Origin of the sequence: Enterobacter sp. RHBSTW-00975, from assembly GCF_013615235.1 — a bacterium.
GTDB lineage: Bacteria > Pseudomonadota > Gammaproteobacteria > Enterobacterales > Enterobacteriaceae > Enterobacter > Enterobacter ludwigii.
Map to the genome: position 1 here is coordinate 135250 of NZ_CP055883.1, position 17430 is coordinate 152679.

General features: G+C 54.2%; 17 protein-coding genes. 8 read left to right on the forward strand and 9 right to left on the reverse strand.

Annotated features, from left to right (window positions below; genetic code table 11):
* The first annotated feature begins 37 nt into the window (after positions 1 to 37).
* Together kbl and tdh are read left to right on the forward strand one after the other, a co-directional pair.
* Positions 38 to 1234 (forward strand): glycine C-acetyltransferase, encoded by a 1197-nt coding sequence (kbl, locus tag HV340_RS00685; RefSeq protein WP_063925767.1) that lies wholly within the window; start codon positions 38 to 40, stop codon positions 1232 to 1234.
* Between the two features lie 9 nt (positions 1235 to 1243).
* Positions 1244 to 2269, forward strand: coding sequence for an L-threonine 3-dehydrogenase (tdh, locus tag HV340_RS00690; protein WP_020882675.1), 1026 nt, complete (start codon positions 1244 to 1246; stop codon positions 2267 to 2269).
* Positions 2270 to 2308: 39 nt separating this feature from the next.
* Here tdh and HV340_RS00695 read toward each other — a convergent pair whose 3' ends face one another.
* Entirely contained in the window at positions 2309 to 3442 is a 1134-nt protein-coding gene (locus HV340_RS00695) for a glycosyltransferase family 9 protein (RefSeq protein WP_223398579.1), read from the reverse strand.
* A gap of 324 nt (positions 3443 to 3766) precedes the next feature.
* Here HV340_RS00695 and HV340_RS00700 point away from each other — a divergent pair, with 324 nt between their 5' ends.
* Entirely contained in the window at positions 3767 to 4525 is a 759-nt protein-coding gene (locus HV340_RS00700; protein ID WP_044866025.1) for a glycosyltransferase family 2 protein, read from the forward strand.
* 69 nt (positions 4526 to 4594) lie between these two features.
* On the opposite strand, the gene HV340_RS00705 is transcribed toward HV340_RS00700, so the two are convergent.
* From HV340_RS00705 to gpmM, 3 genes are read right to left on the reverse strand one after another with little or no spacing between them, the layout of a single operon-like run.
* Positions 4595 to 5527, reverse strand: coding sequence for a divergent polysaccharide deacetylase family protein (locus HV340_RS00705; protein ID WP_044866024.1), 933 nt, complete (start codon positions 5525 to 5527; stop codon positions 4595 to 4597).
* A gap of 3 nt (positions 5528 to 5530) precedes the next feature.
* Complete coding sequence (envC, locus tag HV340_RS00710; protein WP_025206449.1) at positions 5531 to 6790, reverse strand: murein hydrolase activator EnvC; 1260 nt, start codon at positions 6788 to 6790, stop codon at positions 5531 to 5533.
* Between the two features lie 33 nt (positions 6791 to 6823).
* Positions 6824 to 8368 (reverse strand): 2,3-bisphosphoglycerate-independent phosphoglycerate mutase, encoded by a 1545-nt coding sequence (gpmM, locus tag HV340_RS00715; RefSeq protein WP_059305572.1) that lies wholly within the window; start codon positions 8366 to 8368, stop codon positions 6824 to 6826.
* A gap of 245 nt (positions 8369 to 8613) precedes the next feature.
* Between gpmM and HV340_RS00720 the strand changes: the two genes are divergently transcribed.
* From HV340_RS00720 to cysE, 5 genes are all read left to right on the forward strand, one after another.
* A complete protein-coding gene (locus HV340_RS00720; RefSeq protein ID WP_014168077.1) occupies positions 8614 to 9045 on the forward strand; it encodes a rhodanese-like domain-containing protein in 432 nt (143 codons plus the stop codon).
* 11 nt (positions 9046 to 9056) lie between these two features.
* The gene (gene grxC / locus HV340_RS00725; RefSeq protein ID WP_014168078.1) at positions 9057 to 9308 is read left to right on the forward strand and encodes a glutaredoxin 3; all 252 of its coding nucleotides are present in this window, start codon (positions 9057 to 9059) and stop codon (positions 9306 to 9308) included.
* A gap of 32 nt (positions 9309 to 9340) precedes the next feature.
* The gene (secB, locus tag HV340_RS00730) at positions 9341 to 9808 is read left to right on the forward strand and encodes a protein-export chaperone SecB (RefSeq protein ID WP_014168079.1); all 468 of its coding nucleotides are present in this window, start codon (positions 9341 to 9343) and stop codon (positions 9806 to 9808) included.
* Positions 9808 to 10827, forward strand: a complete 1020-nt coding sequence (gene gpsA / locus HV340_RS00735) for an NAD(P)H-dependent glycerol-3-phosphate dehydrogenase (RefSeq protein ID WP_014168080.1) — start codon at positions 9808 to 9810, stop codon at positions 10825 to 10827. Before secB ends, gpsA begins: the two co-directional genes overlap by 1 nt.
* A 78-nt stretch (positions 10828 to 10905) precedes the next feature.
* Entirely contained in the window at positions 10906 to 11727 is an 822-nt protein-coding gene (cysE, locus tag HV340_RS00740) for a serine O-acetyltransferase (protein WP_008502718.1), read from the forward strand.
* Here cysE and trmL read toward each other — a convergent pair.
* The 5 genes from trmL to lldP all read right to left on the reverse strand — a co-directional run bounded on the left by trmL (position 11724) and on the right by lldP (position 17375).
* Positions 11724 to 12197 (reverse strand): tRNA (uridine(34)/cytosine(34)/5-carboxymethylaminomethyluridine(34)-2'-O)-methyltransferase TrmL, encoded by a 474-nt coding sequence (gene trmL, locus HV340_RS00745; protein ID WP_014168081.1) that lies wholly within the window; start codon positions 12195 to 12197, stop codon positions 11724 to 11726. The genes cysE and trmL overlap by 4 nt on opposite strands.
* A 45-nt stretch (positions 12198 to 12242) precedes the next feature.
* Complete coding sequence (locus HV340_RS00750) at positions 12243 to 13583, reverse strand: aromatic acid/H+ symport family MFS transporter (RefSeq protein WP_025206448.1); 1341 nt, start codon at positions 13581 to 13583, stop codon at positions 12243 to 12245.
* Positions 13584 to 13765: 182 nt separating this feature from the next.
* Entirely contained in the window at positions 13766 to 14953 is a 1188-nt protein-coding gene (gene lldD, locus HV340_RS00755; protein WP_025206447.1) for an FMN-dependent L-lactate dehydrogenase LldD, read from the reverse strand.
* On the reverse strand, positions 14950 to 15723 hold the full coding sequence (gene lldR, locus HV340_RS00760) for a transcriptional regulator LldR (RefSeq protein WP_014168084.1): 774 nt from the start codon (positions 15721 to 15723) through the stop codon (positions 14950 to 14952). The genes lldD and lldR overlap by 4 nt, the downstream gene beginning before the upstream one ends.
* The gene (gene lldP, locus HV340_RS00765) at positions 15720 to 17375 is read right to left on the reverse strand and encodes an L-lactate permease (protein ID WP_032680001.1); all 1656 of its coding nucleotides are present in this window, start codon (positions 17373 to 17375) and stop codon (positions 15720 to 15722) included. Before lldP ends, lldR begins: the two co-directional genes overlap by 4 nt.
* Positions 17376 to 17430 lie beyond the last annotated feature (55 nt).

A 17430-nucleotide genomic window follows, 5' to 3' on the forward strand; every position in this document is an offset into this window, starting at 1 on the left:
AATATGTGCCAAAATTTGCCGAGTCTGGAGAATTGCAATGCGTGGTGATTTTTACAAACAGTTAAACAGCGACCTCGACACCGCACGTGCGGAAGGGTTGTTCAAAGAAGAGCGTATTATCACGTCTGCTCAGCAGGCGGACATCACCGTTGCCGATGGCAGCCATGTGATCAACTTTTGTGCGAACAACTACTTAGGTCTTGCGAATCACCCTGAGCTGATTGCCGCGGCAAAACAAGGCATGGACACCCACGGTTTCGGTATGGCCTCCGTACGCTTTATCTGCGGTACGCAGGACAGCCATAAGCAGCTTGAGAAAAAGCTGGCGGACTTCCTGGGGATGGAAGATGCGATCCTGTACTCCTCGTGCTTCGACGCCAACGGTGGTCTGTTTGAGACGCTGCTCGGCGCAGAAGATGCGATTATCTCCGACGCCCTGAACCACGCTTCTATCATTGACGGTGTGCGCCTGTGTAAAGCGAAGCGCTTCCGCTACGCCAACAACGACATGGTTGAACTGGAAGCGCGCCTGAAAGAAGCGCGTGAAGCAGGTGCCCGCCATGTGCTGATCGCCACCGACGGCGTGTTCTCTATGGATGGCGTGATTGCCAACCTGAAGGGCGTGTGCGACCTGGCAGATAAATACGATGCGCTGGTGATGGTTGATGATTCACACGCCGTCGGTTTTGTTGGTGAGAACGGCTGTGGATCTCACGAATACTGTGACGTAATGGGTCGCGTGGACATTATCACCGGTACGCTGGGTAAAGCGCTCGGCGGTGCGTCAGGTGGTTATACTGCTGCGCGTAAAGAGGTGGTTGAGTGGCTGCGCCAGCGTTCCCGTCCGTACCTGTTCTCCAACTCGCTGGCGCCGGCGATCGTTGCCGCATCCATTAAAGTCCTGGAAATGGTGGAGTCTGGCGCTGAGCTGCGCGACCGTCTGTGGTCAAACGCCCGCCTGTTCCGTGAAAAAATGGGTGCCGCAGGGTTTACGCTCGCCGGTGCCGATCACGCCATTATCCCGGTGATGCTGGGCGATGCGGTTGTGGCGCAGAATTTTGCCCGCGAGCTGCAGAAAGAAGGAATTTACGTTACCGGGTTCTTCTTCCCGGTGGTACCAAAAGGCCAGGCGCGTATCCGCACCCAGATGTCTGCGGCGCATTCGCCTGAACAAATTGAACGTGCGGTGGAAGCCTTTACCCGCATCGGCAAACAGCTGGGCGTAATTGCCTGAGGACGTGTGATGAAAGCGTTATCCAAACTGAAAGCGGAAGAAGGGATTTGGATGACCGACGTGCCGGAGCCGGAAGTCGGTCATAACGATCTGCTGATCAAAATTCGTAAAACCGCCATTTGCGGCACTGACGTTCATATCTACAACTGGGACCAGTGGTCGCAGAAAACCATTCCGGTACCGATGGTCGTGGGCCACGAATATGTCGGCGAAGTGGTGGGCATGGGTCAGGAAGTAAAAGGCTTCAACATTGGCGACCGCGTCTCGGGTGAAGGTCATATTACCTGTGGTCACTGCCGTAACTGCCGCGGTGGACGCACGCACCTGTGCCGTAACACAATCGGCGTGGGCGTGAACCGTCCGGGCTGCTTCGCAGAATACCTGGTGATCCCGGCGTTTAACGCGTTCAAAATCCCGGACAACATTTCTGACGATCTGGCCTCTATCTTTGATCCCTTCGGCAACGCGGTACACACGGCGCTCTCTTTCGACCTGGTCGGCGAAGATGTGCTGGTTTCCGGCGCGGGTCCCATCGGGATTATGGCGGCCGCGGTGGCGAAGCACGTTGGTGCCCGCAATGTGGTGATTACCGATGTGAACGAGTATCGCCTGTCGCTGGCGCGCAAAATGGGTGTGACCCGCGCGGTGGATGTCTCTAAAGAGAGCCTGAGCGACGTGATGGAAGAGCTGGGCATGACCGAAGGTTTTGACGTGGGTCTTGAGATGTCCGGCGCACCACCGGCGTTTCGCACCATGCTGGACACCATGAACCACGGCGGACGTATTGCGATGCTGGGCATTCCACCGTCTGATATGTCTATCGACTGGAACAAGGTTATCTTCAAGGGGCTGTTCATCAAAGGTATCTACGGCCGCGAGATGTTCGAAACCTGGTACAAGATGGCGGCACTGATCCAGTCTGGTCTGGATCTGTCTCCGATTATCACCCATCGCTTCTCCATTGATGAGTTCCAGGAAGGCTTTGACGCGATGCGCTCTGGCCAGTCCGGGAAGGTTATCCTGAGCTGGGATTGAGAGTAAAAGTCGGCCGGATTTAAATCCGGCCGGCTTTCATCACAGGTATTTATCTTTTTCTTCTATAACGCATTTGCCATCTAAAATATTCTTGGCTTCAGTGGCAATTAAATTTATGTCGATTTTTCTATCGTATTTATTGAAAATAAGTTGTTTTGCATTTTCGCCTATCGGGCCGAATATTTTATTGCCTTCGTAATTCTTATTATGATCAAGAAGCATTGAGTAATATATAGCTACGAGCTTTTTATCTAAAGCGCAGGCAATATGGACAATAGCGGTATCCACTGAAATGACAAGGTCTGCCTGCTTGATTAGCGCAACGGTGTCCCATAATGACGGGAAAATAGATACGGAAACTGCAGGATCCTGAATGTTTAATTTTTCAATCTTTTTTCTTTCACCAACAATGAAAATATGATTATTTTTTGGTTCTGAAATTTTTGAAATCAGGCTTACTAATTGCTCGCGACTAAGACTTCGCTCATCTACACTGGCAAAGGGGTTGATTACGATCCACTTTTTTCCTTTAAAAGGAAGAAGATACTCATTAATAGTCTCTTCGTGGCTCGGTAAAGCTGGTAAAGAGTAAGATAAGTGTTTTGTGTGAATATTTAATGCAGTAAGCATCTTTTTCTGTGGATCAGTAATGTGAAAGTCTCCCTCCGCTGGCAGTTGTAAATTGTAGGGCTTATTAAGCCAGCCACCAAAACTCATCGCATATTTATATTGCGTTTTCTGCAGCAGTTGTACACTAAAGAGCTCTTTTCTTTTCATCCATGCATAAGGATTAATGATCAGGTCAGTCTCTATTTGTGAGATGGAGTTTAACTCATTGATATCAATGATAAAAATCTCATCAATATCAACGATTTTTTCAAATAAAGCCCTGTTTCTTTCTTCTGCCGCGATCTGGACAATATACCCAGCCTTTTTCAGTTCTCTCCACATTCCGGTATGACAAACGGCATCACCAATCCCTAAATCTAAAAAAGGAAAGAGGATCCGCTTTACTGAGGAACTATCGAAAGGTTTGCCTCTTTTATCGGGAATGTTTTTAGATAATTTATAGAGTTTAAGCCGACGTTTTAATTCATGAGTCTTATGATTTCGTTGACGATTAAGTGCTTTAAAATAAAGGATGATTTTTTTCATTTGTTTGACAAACCACATTTTAAACATTCTGCTAACAGTATAAGCATAATGATAAGTAATGTGAACATCTATTTTAATGAGGAATTAATTTTTTGTTTAATAATTTCAATGGGTTAGAATGCTTGGCGCGCTGTGCAGGTCACTCTCTACTGGTCAAACAGTACTTTTTAGTGCCTGGATAAAGGCAAAAGTATGTTTACAGGCCTACTTTAAGGAATGAAGAGTATGGAATGGATGTCACAAAAGACGATTTTATTTATTATTTGCTGATTGTTTCGATATTCACTTAAATACACTTTCCCTGCTACAATTGTGTAGGTCATTTTCGAAAAGAGTAAGGGAATGTTCAAGTTAACTGTTTGTTTACTCACCTGCAATTCAGCCAGGGTTCTTAACCATGTTCTGCCTCCTCTTCTTAAAATTGCAGATGAAATGATTGTTGTTGATTCCGGAAGTAAAGATAACACGCTATCCATTTGTGAAAGTTATAATTTAAGCCCTATCTATAGACAATATACGATGCATGGGGACCAAATGAACTATGCGGTGAGTCTTGCATCTCATGATTGGGTGTTATGCATGGATAGCGATGAAATCCTGGATGACCTGACTGTATCCTTTATTCTGAATCTGAAGAGTGGGGCTGAGCCTCCACCAGATCATGCCTGGCGTATTGCTCGACACTGGTACGTACTCGGAAAAGAAGTTCGTACTATCTATCCAGTATCGTCGCCAGATTTCCCTGTACGACTTTTTAATCGCACCTGTGCAAGATTTAATCTCCGACCAGTAGATGACAAGGTGGAAGGTGAACTTAATGCTTTCATCATGGCTGGGCAAGTACGCCATGATACCTTTTATGACCTGAATGAAGTGTTTAATAAGCTCAATAGCTATACAACAAGGTTGGTCAAATATCAGAAGATCCGCCCTTCAATTGGACGAGGCCTAATTAGTGCCATTGGGGCGTTTTTTAAATGGTATCTTTTCAGTGGTGCCTGGCGGCAGGGGAAAGTGGGCGTCGTGACGGGACTCTATGCAACGCTATACAGTTTTCTCAAATATTTCAAAGCCTGGTATCAGTTTGAGGATAAAAAATAGCCCGCATGCAGGAAGTATATGGGCACTCATCTCGTTGCCATGCTCTGCCCGCCTGCGTTGGCGGGCCAATTATGCTTTTTTACCCCAGCCTTGCCATTGATGCTGCATATATTTCACTAAGGAACTCTGGCTGATACTTTCCCCTATCACGGTAAAGAATCGAGTAGCATATACAGGCTCTGGTGACTGCTTAGGCTTGCAAATTTTTACACCCCTGAATGGATTGCGCGGCTGCGTTACCGGTGGCTGTGCATTGCCAGGACGCGACGTATCAACCTGTGGCTCATTCAGCAGATCGCCTGGACGAACCAGCGTAATATCAGAGGGCAATGTCGGCAGCATCTGCTGCAGAACGCGAACGGTAGACGGGTGCGGGTGGCCGATAGCAATAGCCGAGCCATTGCGTCGGGCTAGCTGTACGGCGCGATTGAACTGCCCGCGGATATCCGCGTCGTTCTGGGTGTCATCGAGGAACACCTTGCGCTTTATTACCTTCACGCCTGTACCCTGCGCGGCACGCATCGCCTGGCTGTTGCCGATGGTCATGCTGTCGAGGAAATAGAGGTTATAGCGCTCCAGCGACTGCATCACTTTGAGCATCCCGTACAGGCTGGAGGTCATCGCGCTGCCCATGTGGTTGTTCAGCCCGACGGCGTACGGCACTTTATTGTAAGCATCGCGAATGATGCGATCGATCTCATCGCTGCTCATATCAGGGCGCAAAGTATCTTTTTCCAGCGGCTGCTTGCTGAGCGGTGCCATCGGCAGATGGATGAGAACCTGATGGCCGCTGTTATGCGCTTTGATCGCCATTTCACGCGCGTGCGGCGCATTCGGGAGGACGGCGACAGAGATGGCGGCCGGCATAGCCAGCACCTGATTCTCGGTGTGCGGACGATAACCGAAGTCATCAATCACTATCGCGAGTTTGCCAGCGTAGACCGGTGCTGCCAGCGCCAGTGCACTGGCGAAGGAGAGAACAATTCGACGAAATTGAAGCAAAACTTATCTTCCCAACCACGGCTGTGGATTGACCGCCTGACCCTGGCGACGAATTTCGAAATAGAGTGACGGGCGGCCCTGACCGCCACTGCTGCCCACGAGGGCGATGGGTTGGCCGGCGCGCACCTGAGTACCAACGCTGACCAGTGCGCTCTGGTTGTAGCCGTAAAGGCTCATATCGCCTTTACCGTGTTCCACCACTACCACAAGCCCGTAACCCTGCAGCCAGTCGGCCAGAATCACACGGCCATCGGCGATGGCTTTTACTTCGCTACCTTCAGACGCACCGATAACTATCCCTTTCCAACGTAGTTCACCCTGCAGCTGTTCGCCATAGCGATGCAGAATTGTACCGCGCACGGGCCAGTAAGCCTGACCACGAGGGGAGCCTAAACCGCCGGTACGTGACATCAGGGAGCGTTCGCTTTCGCTTGGCTTGTAGGTCGTACCTTTGCGTGAGGCTTCCTGCTGCTTGTCGCGTACGGCCTGCGCTTCGCGGGCCTCTTTTTCGGCGCGCGCTTTCGCCGCCGCTTCCGCGCGGGCGATGCTGTTACGCAGTTTCGATTCGTTGGCGCGCATTTCGCTCAGCTGGCTTTGGCCTTGCTGAATAGAGGATTCGAGACCGGAAAGGGTTTTCTTGCGCTCGTTGCGGGCCTGCTCGAGCTTCGCTTGTTGCGCCTGCTGTTCGTAGAGCAGCGTCTGTTGCTGGCTCTGCTTCTCTTCGAGCTCGGCTTTTTGCGTGGTGACCTCTTCGCGCGTCTGTTTCAGCTGCGCGATAGTCTCCTGACGCGCCTGGTTCAGATAACCAAAGTAGGCCTGCAGACGCTGACCGCGCTGGCTCTCTTCACCGCTGAGGATCAACTGAAGGCCCGTGTGCTCACCCTGGCGGAAAGCAGCATCAAGCTGTGCGGCAAGGTTGCGTTCCTGGGCATCACGCTGGCGTTCCAGTTTGGCAATCGACGCGTTCATTTCGTCGATCTGTTTATTCAACTGGGCGAGGGTGTTTTGCGTTTCACGTAATTTACGTGCAGCAGCGGAGATGGCTTCTTCCTGCTGCTTAAGCTGAGCGAGCAGAGCAGAGCGTTGCTGCTGTTGCTGGCGTACCGCACGCTCTTTCGCGGCGATATCGGCCTGAATGGATTTCAGCTGGTCACGGTCATCCGCGTGGGCGGATGCGGCGCACAGCAATACGCCAGCGCTGAGTGCGCTGGCGCAAAGCAGAGGTCTGACTGATAACCTAAGCGGCTTCACGACCCATGTGATTGAAAAAATCGCCTTTCCCCTCATGGGGAGCGATTATTCCACGATGAACAGCGGCTTACCAGTCATCTCTTCAGGGATCTCCATGCCCATCAGCGACAACATGGTTGGCGCGATGTCGGAAAGCTTGCCGCCTTCCACAGCTTTCAGTGATTTATCACCCACATAAATCAGCGGAACAGGCAGGTTGGTGTGAGCGGTGTGCGCCTGGCCGGTTGCCGGGTCGCGCATCTGTTCTGCGTTACCGTGGTCAGCGGTGATCAGCAGCTGGCCGCCAACGGATTCAACCGCTTTCGCGACCTGCTCAACACAGTGATCCAGCGCTTCAACCGCTTTTACGGCGGCTTCCATCACGCCGGTATGACCCACCATGTCGCCGTTCGGGTAGTTACAGATGATGGTGTCGTATTTGCCGCTTTCGATTGCCGCAACCAGTTTTTCAGTCAGCTCGGCAGAGCTCATTTCTGGCTGCAGGTCGTAGGTAGCTACTTTGGGTGAGTTAATCAGAATGCGATCTTCGCCTTTGAACGGCTCTTCAACACCGCCGTTAAAGAAGAAGGTGACGTGGGCATATTTCTCGGTTTCGGAGATACGCAGCTGTGTCTTGTCGTTCTTCGCCATCCACTCGCCGAAGGTATTGGCCAGTGATGCGGGTGGATAAGCGCATGGCGCATTGATGTCAGCGGCGTATTCGGTCAGCTGAATAAAGTCGATCTTCACCACTTTCTTACGGGTGAAACCGTCGAAATCACTGTTCACGAACGCACGGGTGATTTCACGCGCGCGGTCAGCACGGAAGTTCATGAAGATCAGCGCATCGCTGTCTTCCATGGCGGCATCAGCCTGGCCTTCAGCACGAATGACGGTTGCTTTCACGAATTCATCGTTTTCATCACGCGCGTAAGCGGCTTCCAGACCTTCCACCGCGGTCGCGAACTGGAATTCACCTTTTGCCAGCGTCATCAGGTCATAGGCCTGTTCAACGCGATCCCAACGGTTGTCGCGGTCCATTGCGTAGTAGCGCCCGATGATAGAGGCCACACGTCCTTTGCCAAGCGCGGCGAATTTGTTTTCGAAGGAGGCCAGTGAACCTTTTGCGCTGCGTGGTGGCGTATCACGACCGTCCAGGAAAGCGTGCAGATAGATTTTTTCTGCGCCGCGCTCAGCCGCCAGTTCAACCATCGCCATGATGTGATCTTCGTGGCTGTGTACGCCACCGGCTGAGAGCAGACCCATGATATGAACTGCTTTACCGGCCGCCACGGCTCTGTCCACCGCGCCGCAAAGTACTGGGTTGTTGAAGAAGGTACGTTCTTTGATTTCAACGTCCAGACGCGTCAGGTCCTGATACACGATACGACCTGCACCCAGGTTTACGTGGCCCACTTCGGAGTTGCCCATCTGACGATCTGGCAGACCCACTTCCAGCCCGGACGCATCAATCAGGGTGTGGGGACGTTTTGCCCACAGCGCGTCCATCACCGGCGTTTTGGCGTTGAAAATGGCGTTATCCTGTTGATCTTCACGGTAGCCATAGCCATCCAGAATCACCAGTACCATAGGTTTTTTAGAAACCGACATTGCGACAACCTCATGCTCAAGAGTCAAAATTTGCGTAATTTTACTACAGCTGAATCGATCAAATAGCCGCAGAAGATCAAAGAAAGCGCAGGGGCAAGGTGCTTAGCGGACGCTTTTGAGGCAATTTTTTGGTGGCAGGCCTCAGAAAATGGATTAGGTTATGGTCGCTGGCTGTATTTGCCACAACGCACAGGTATACTCCTGTCCTGGTTTTTTTAATCACTAAGTCGGAGTAGTTACCCTCCATGCAAGAAATTATGCAATTCGTTAGCCGCCATCCGGTTCTGAGCATCGCGTGGATTGGCCTGCTGGCTGCTGTGCTGTTCACCACATTTAAAGGCCTGACGTCTAAGATTAAGGTTATCACCCGTGGTGAAGCGACGCGTCTGATTAACAAAGAAGATGCCGTCGTGGTCGATCTGCGTCAGCGTGACGATTTCCGTAAAGGTCACATTGCTGGTGCTATCAACCTGTTACCTGCTGAAATCAAAGCAAACAACGTTGGTGAGCTTGAGAAACATAAAGCCCAGCCGATTATCGTTGTTGACGCGACCGGTATGCAGGCGCAGGAATCTGCCAGCGCGCTGCATAAAGCAGGCTTCGAAAACGTAACGGTTCTGAAAGAAGGTATTTCCGGCTGGAGCGGGGAAAATCTTCCTTTGGTTCGCGGTAAATAAGGAGTTCAGTAATGGCCAATATCGAGATCTACACCAAAGCAACGTGCCCGTTCTGCCACCGTGCAAAAGCGCTTCTGAACAGCAAAGGCGTAGCGTTCAAAGAACTGCCGATTGACGGTGACGCGATTAAACGCGAAGAGATGATCCAACGTAGTGGTCGTACGACAGTTCCGCAGATTTTTATTGATGCGCAGCACATTGGCGGCTGTGATGACTTGTATGCGCTCGATGCCCGTGGTGGACTCGATCCGCTGCTGAGCTAAGAGACTTTAGGACAATTAAAAAGGGTTTTTCCATGTCAGAACAAAACAACACCGAAATGACTTTCCAGATCCAGCGTATCTACACCAAGGATGTCTCTTTCGAAGCGCCAAATGCGCCACACGTTTTCCAGAAAGATTGGCAGCCAGAGGTTAAACTTGATCTCGATACCGCATCTACCCAACTGGCGGATGACGTGTATGAAGTCGTACTGCGTGTGACTGTTACTGCCTCTCTGGGCGAAGAGACTGCATTCCTGTGTGAAGTTCAGCAGGGCGGCATCTTCTCCATCGGCGGCATCGAAGGCAACCAGATGGCGCACTGCCTGGGTGCATACTGCCCGAACATTCTGTTCCCGTATGCTCGCGAATGCATCACCAGCCTGGTTTCTCGCGGTACATTCCCGCAACTGAACCTTGCGCCAGTTAACTTTGATGCGCTGTTCATGAACTATCTGCAGCAGCAAGCTGGCGAAGGTACTGAACAACATCAGGATGCCTGATGAGCACTCTTAATGCGTCAATGACTGTGATCGGTGCCGGCTCATACGGCACCGCTCTTGCCATCACGCTGGCAAGAAATGGTCACGAAGTGGTTCTCTGGGGCCACGACCCAAAACATATCGCGACGCTGCAACGCGACCGTTGCAACGTGGCGTTCCTCCCGGACGTTCCGTTCCCAGACTCCCTGCACCTTGAAAGTGACCTTGCGACCGCGCTGGCGGCCAGCCGCAACATTCTGATTGTGGTGCCGAGCCATGTATTTGGCGAAGTGCTGCGTCAGATCAAGCCGCTGATGCGCCCTGATGCGCGCATTGTATGGGCCACCAAAGGGCTGGAAGCCGAAACCGGACGCCTGTTGCAGGATGTCGCCCGCGAAGCGCTGGGTGATGACATCCCGCTGGCGGTTATCTCGGGGCCGACGTTTGCTAAAGAGCTGGCCGCTGGCCTGCCGACGGCGATCTCGCTGGCATCAACCGATCAGGCCTTCTCCGACGATCTTCAGCATCTGCTGCACTGCGGTAAAAGCTTCCGCGTTTACAGCAACCCCGATTTTATCGGTGTACAGCTGGGCGGTGCGGTGAAGAACGTGATTGCGATCGGCGCCGGAATGTCCGACGGGATTGGTTTTGGTGCCAACGCACGTACCGCACTGATTACGCGCGGCTTAACCGAGATGTCCCGCCTTGGCGCAGCACTGGGTGCCGATCCGACCACCTTCATGGGCATGGCGGGCCTGGGCGATCTGGTGCTGACCTGTACCGACAACCAGTCCCGTAACCGCCGCTTTGGCATGATGCTCGGTGAGGGCATGGATGTGAAAGGCGCGCAGGAGAAGATTGGTCAGGTGGTTGAAGGCTATCGCAATACCAAAGAAGTTCGCGAATTGGCGCACCGTTTTGGTGTCGAAATGCCAATAACCGAGGAAATTTATCAGGTATTGTATTGCGGAAAAAATGCGCGCGAGGCAGCATTGACCTTATTAGGTCGTTCGCGCAAGGATGAGCGCAGCAGTAACTAGTCGCAGGGATTCTTGTTAGCACTATGACCCGGCCAGCACAGAACTGGCCGGTCATTAACATGTCGTCTGGAGTAAGCAATGCCGTGTGAAGAACTGGATATCGTCTGGAACAATATTAAAGCTGAAGCCCGGGCTTTGGCTGACTGCGAGCCAATGCTGGCCAGTTTCTATCATGCGACGCTACTCAAGCACGAAAACCTCGGCAGCGCCCTGAGCTATATGCTCGCCAATAAACTGGCTTCCTCGATTATGCCCGCTATCGCCATTCGTGAAGTGGTGGAAGAGGCCTATGCCGCTGACCCTGAAATGATCGCTTCTGCCGCCTGTGATATCCAGGCCGTGCGCACGCGTGACCCGGCGGTGGACAAATACTCTACGCCGTTGCTGTATCTGAAGGGCTTTCATGCCTTGCAGGCGTATCGCATCGGCCACTGGCTGTGGAATGAAGGCCGCCGCGCGCTGGCTATCTTCCTGCAAAACCAGGTTTCCGTGACCTTCCAGGTGGATATTCACCCGGCCGCGAAAATTGGCCGCGGGATCATGCTTGACCACGCCACCGGCATTGTCGTCGGTGAAACCGCGGTGATTGAAGATGACGTTTCGATTCTGCAGTCGGTCACGTTAGGCGGTACCGGTAAAACCAGCGGCGATCGCCATCCGAAAATCCGTGAAGGGGTGATGATTGGCGCGGGCGCCAAGATCCTCGGCAACATCGAAGTGGGTCGTGGTGCGAAGATTGGCGCCGGTTCGGTTGTTCTGCAGCCTGTTCCGCCGCACACGACCGCCGCTGGCGTACCGGCTCGTATTGTCGGTAAACCAGACAGCGACAAACCGTCGATGGATATGGATCAGCACTTCAACGGTATTCACCATACGTTTGAGTATGGTGACGGTATTTAACTCCTGAGAATGGCGCCCGGGTATCCCAGCTGGCGCCATGCTTCATACACCACCACCGACACCGCATTTGACAGGTTCATGCTGCGGCTGTCCGGCATCATCGGAATACGAATCTTCTGCTCAGCGGGCAGGGCATCAAGAATGGTGGCCGGCAGGCCGCGCGTTTCCGGGCCAAACATCAGATAATCACCGTCCTGATAGCGCACGGCGCTATGTGCCGGCGTGCCTTTGGTGGTCAGGGCGAACATGCGCTGTGGGTTTTCGCTTTCCAGAAACGCGGCGTAATCATGATGGCGAACCACGGCCGTAAATTCATGATAATCCAGCCCCGCGCGGCGCAGACGTTTGTCGTCCCACGTAAAACCCATCGGCTCGATGATATGCAGACGAAAACCGGTGTTGGCGCACAGGCGGATAATATTGCCGGTATTCGGCGGAATTTCTGGTTCGAATAAAACGATGTTAAGCATGCTGCCCCCTTAATTGCGGGGGCAGAATAGCAGAAACCGGGCCGCTTATGCGACGCCGAGATCCTGCGAGCGGCAACGGAGCATTTTGTAGAAGGTTGCCGCGGCCGCCAGCAGGGCGGGCAGGCTAAGGATCATCAAAATGCTGTCTGCCTGCCACTGCATGGAGAGAAGCTGCGCGCTGGTCATGGTGCCCGCCACGCCACCAAAGCGGCCAATGCCCTGCATCCAGGCAATGCCCGTTGCGCGACACTCGGTAGGATAAAAGGTGGCTGCCAGCGTCTGCATTCCCGATTGCGCGCCGTTCATCGCGATCCCCATCAGGAAAATCAGGCCGCCAAACAGGGCGATATGGTTATGTTCAATGCCGAGCGCCAGAATGAGCAGCATGGTCAGGACAAAGCCACCTGCGACCACTTTGTGTGCCTCCCAGCGATCCATCATCCAGCCCGCGAGAAGGATGCCTGCGGTACCGCCGAAGGTGAACAGCGAGGTGAGCCATGCGGATTCCGCGAGGGGATAGCCCATCCCCAGCATCAGCGTCGGCATCCAGCTAAGCAGGACGTAATAAATCACCAGCCCCATAAAATAGGTTACCCATAGCATCAGGGTGCCGGGCAGCCAGGGCTGTGAAAACAGCTGTGCTACGCTCCCTTTTTTGGCGGCGACCCGATCCTCTGCGAGGAAGAAACCGGTGACGCCATCGAGGGTCGTGCGGGCGAAACGGCTGGCGATACGGCGGATCTGCATCATGTCTTTCCCGCGCTGCACCAGGTATTTCACCGATTCCGGTAAAAACAGCATCAGCAGCAGCGTTAATATCAGCGGTGCTATCGCGCCGGTCAGCAGTACGCTTCGCCAGCCATGATGCGGGATAAGCCAGGACGATATCGCCCCACCGCCGGCCGCGCCCAGCGGGAAGCCGCAGTACATGGTATTAATCGCCATGGCGCGACAGCGCTGAGGGGCAAACTCTGAGATGAGGGTGATGGCGTTCGGCATGGCGGCACCCAGCCCCAGGCCCGTCAGAAACCGCCATAGCGTCAGGGTGTTAAGGCTTTGTGCCCAGGCCGTCCCCAGGCTTGAAAGGCCGAAGAACAGACAAGAAAAGACCAGTACGCGCTTGCGGCCTATCCGGTCCGATACCGGGCCTGCGACCAGCGCTCCCAGCGACAGCCCGAGCAGTGCTGCGCTCAGTACCGGTCCCAGATCCTGTTTGTGTATGCCCCATTCCGCCGACAGCGTGGGCGCAATGTAGCCCATTGCTGCGGTATCGAAACCATCGATCGCCAGCACCAGAAAGCCCAGCACGATGAGCACCCAGTGAAACCCGGAAAAGGGACTGTCGTCGATCACCTGCTGAATATCCACCTGACCTGAATATCTCATACGCTCCCCTCTGATGTGATGGTGTTTTTGTGTTCTTGTATTTGCTTGTCTATACAATTGCGTGCGGCACAGGTATGTCAAATTTTCTTATCCAATATGTTACCTGGATGTTATTTTTGAAAAAAAAAGCGCCCGAGGGGAGTTCGGACGCGAGGAGAGGGGGAAGGGGTATCAGACGGGCGTCAGGCTGCGTCACCCTGGGCAAGCGGTGCCAGTGCTGCGGGTAATTTACCCAACTCCTGCACCAGGGAGTCCTTGCTGATTTCGCGAATCGTTTTTGCGCCGGTCAACGTCATCGCCACTTTCATCTCTTTTTCGATCAGATTGAGCAGATTCGCCACCCCTGCCTGACCAGCCGTAGCCAGTGCATAAAGATATGCGCGTCCGAGCAATACGCTGTCTGCGCCAAGGGCAATCATACGCACCACGTCAAGCCCGTTGCGGATACCGCTGTCGGCGAGGATAGCGATATCACCTTTCACCGCATCGGCAATCGCCGGCAGTGCGCGTGCGGAAGAGAGTACCCCATCAAGCTGACGTCCGCCGTGGTTAGAGACCACAATACCGTCAGCGCCAAAGCGCACGGCATCGCGGGCATCTTCCGGGTCGAGGATCCCTTTGATCACCATCGGGCCGTCCCAGAATTCGCGGATCCACTCCAGGTCTTTCCACGAGATGGACGGATCGAAATTATTCGCCAGCCAGCCGATGTAATCTTCCAGCCCGGTGGGTTTACCGAGATAGGCCGAGATATTCCCCAGATCGTGCGGGCGACCATTCACACCGACATCCCAGGCCCATTGCGGGTGCGTTACCGCCTGCCAGTAGCGACGCAGGGCAGCATTTGGGCCGCTCATCCCGGAGTGGGCATCACGGTAACGGGCGCCAGGCGTCGGCATATCAACGGTAAAGACCAGCGTTGAACAGCCCGCGGCTTTGGCACGCTCCAGCGCATTGCGCATAAAGCCGCGATCGCGCAGGACGTACAGCTGGAACCACATCGGACGCTGGAGGGTCGGGGCCACTTCTTCAATCGGGCAGACGGAGACGGTGGAGAGGGTAAACGGAATACCTTTGGCATCCGCCGCCGCTGCCGCCTGGACTTCTCCCCGGCGGGCGTACATGCCGCACAAACCGACTGGCGCAAGGGCCACCGGCATGGAAAGCGTTTCGTTAAACAGCGTTGTCTCAAGGCTCAGCTCAGACATATCTTTCAGCACGCGCTGGCGCAGCGCTACTTCCGACAGATCTTCCACGTTGCGGCGCAGGGTGTATTCGGCATATGCCCCACCGTCGATATAGTGGAACAGGAACGGTGGCAAAATGCGCTGCGCCGCGGCGCGATAGTCACTGGCTGCTGAAATAATCATGCTTTGTTCTCCCTGGAAATATCACTGTCGCCAGGCAGACGGGTAATACGCGCCTGTCGGGCCTGATCTTCATCGAATCGTTTAATGGTGGTGTGCACGAACCCCAGATGCGCCATCATCGCTTTGCGCGCGGCCTCTGCATCCCCGGCCAGAATGGCGTTGAGTACCGCCTCGTGCTGTTCGGTCAGTTGGGCAAATACCGGCGGGACCAGATACATACGCTGGCGGCTCTGCTTCACGGAGGATTGCAGCAGGTCGAAGAAACCGCGCATGGTCTGGAGCAGAACGACGTTGTGCGATGCTTCGGCAATCGCCAGATGAAACCGCACGTCCGCCTGCGAGGCGATGTCCGGATCGCTGCTTTGGGTGGCGTCAAAGCAGGCTTTGAGCTTCTCTTTGTCGGCTTCAGTGGCCCGCATGGCCGCATGCCAGGCGGTACTGGTTTCGATGGCGTGCCGCGCTTCAATGATGTCGAAGCTGTAGTCCGGGTCGTTTTCCATCAGTGTTTTAAGCGGCTGCACGATGTTTTGTTCGGACCAGTCATCGTGCTGCCAGCGGACAAAGGTGCCGCCGCCCCGACGGCTTACCAGTACCCCTTCGCTGACCAGCGTCGCCAGCGCCTCACGCAGTGAGTTACGAGATACACCCAGTTGGGCGGCGAGCTGGCGCTCGGCGGGCAATTTCATGCCCGCTTCCAGCTGTTGTTCTTCAATCAGCGCCCGTACGCGAGAGGCAATCTCGTCGGACAGGCGTCTGGGCATGACTATCATGGGATCATCCAGGTTAAGACATAGGCCTGCAGGGTCGTGATCACCCCGACCATGCAGGTGAATATCAGGCTGTGTTTCACGGTAAAGCGGAACAGGTCCGACTCTTTACCGACCAGTCCCACCGCCGCACAGGCAATGGCGATGGATTGCGGTGAGATCATCTTGCCGGTCACGCCGCCGGTAGTATTGGCGGCCACCAGAAGGATGTCCGATACGCCAATCTGCTGGGCTGCCGTCGCCTGCAGGGCCGCAAACAGGGCGTTAGATGAGGTATCTGAACCGGTCAGGAACACCCCCAGCCAGCCGAGGAACGGCGAGAAGAACGTGAAGGCGTGGCCGGTATGCGCCAGCGCAAGCGCCAGTGTCGATGACAGGCCGGAATAGTTCGAGATAAACGCGAACGCCAGCACCATGCCGATGGAGTAGATCGGCAGCATCAGCTCCTTAATGGTAGCCGCAAAAGTCTGTACTGCAGCCGCTGGCTTCATGCGTAACCACACCACAGACAGGATAGCGGCAAACAGGATTGCGGTGCCGGTTGCTGAGAACCAGTCAAATTTATACACCGCGGCATACGGCGTGGCAGCGTGCACCACGGGCGGCATACGGGCGACCATCTTGTCGAGGAACGGCACGGAGATGTTAATGACCATCTCATACAGTGCGCCACCCGGTGCGAACAGGGCCTTAAACGGTGGAATACTCCAGAGCGTAACCGTGGCGGTCAGGAACAGGAACGGAGACCATGCGCGAATGATTTGTCCCGCGGTATAACCGGTACGTGCCAGGGTTTGATCGACGTGTGAAGCACCCATATCGGCGAAACGGAAGATGCGTACTGGCTGCCAGCGTTTCAGGAACAGCGTCAGGCAGACCAGCGACACCAGTGAAGAGATAATGTCCGGCAATTCGGGGCCGAGGAAATTCGAGCTGAGATACTGGGCAATGGCAAACGAGCCGCCAGCGACGACCACCGCAGGCCATGTCTCTTTCACGCCGCGCCAGCCATCCATAATCGCCATGATCCAGAACAGCACGATGATGGTCAGGAACGGCAGCTGACGGCCAACCATCTGGCCAATTTCAAAGCTGTCCAGACCGGTGACCTGCCCGGCGACCAGAATCGGGATCCCCATCGCACCAAACGCCACCGGCGCGGTGTTAACGATCAGACAAAGACCTGCGGCGTAAAGCGGGTTGAACCCCAGCCCGACTAACAGCGCCGCGGTGATGGCAACCGGTGCGCCAAACCCGGCCGCCCCTTCCAGAAAGGCCCCGAAGGAGAAACCGACAATCAGCATCTGCAGACGCTGGTCCGGGGTAATGGAAAGTATCGATGAGCGGATAATGTCGAACTGCCCGGTTTTCACCGAGATTTTGTAGACAAAGACCGCCGCGATGATGATCCACGCAATCGGCCACAGGCCGTAGAAGAAACCATAGACGACGGAGGCCAGCGCGCGATCGACCGGCATTTTATAGAAGAACAGTGCCACCATTAGCGCAATGGCAACGGTGTACGTCGCGGCCAGGTATCCCTTCAGCTTGAGCTTAATCAGCGCAAAGAAGAAGAACAGGATCGGAAGCGATGCGATCAGGCTCGACAGCCAGATATTGCCAGCCGGATCGTAGTTTTGTTGCCAGAGGCTCATGCAGGTCTCCTGAGGACCAGACAGTTTGCGCAGCGGGTGAGTCTCCGCTCATCTC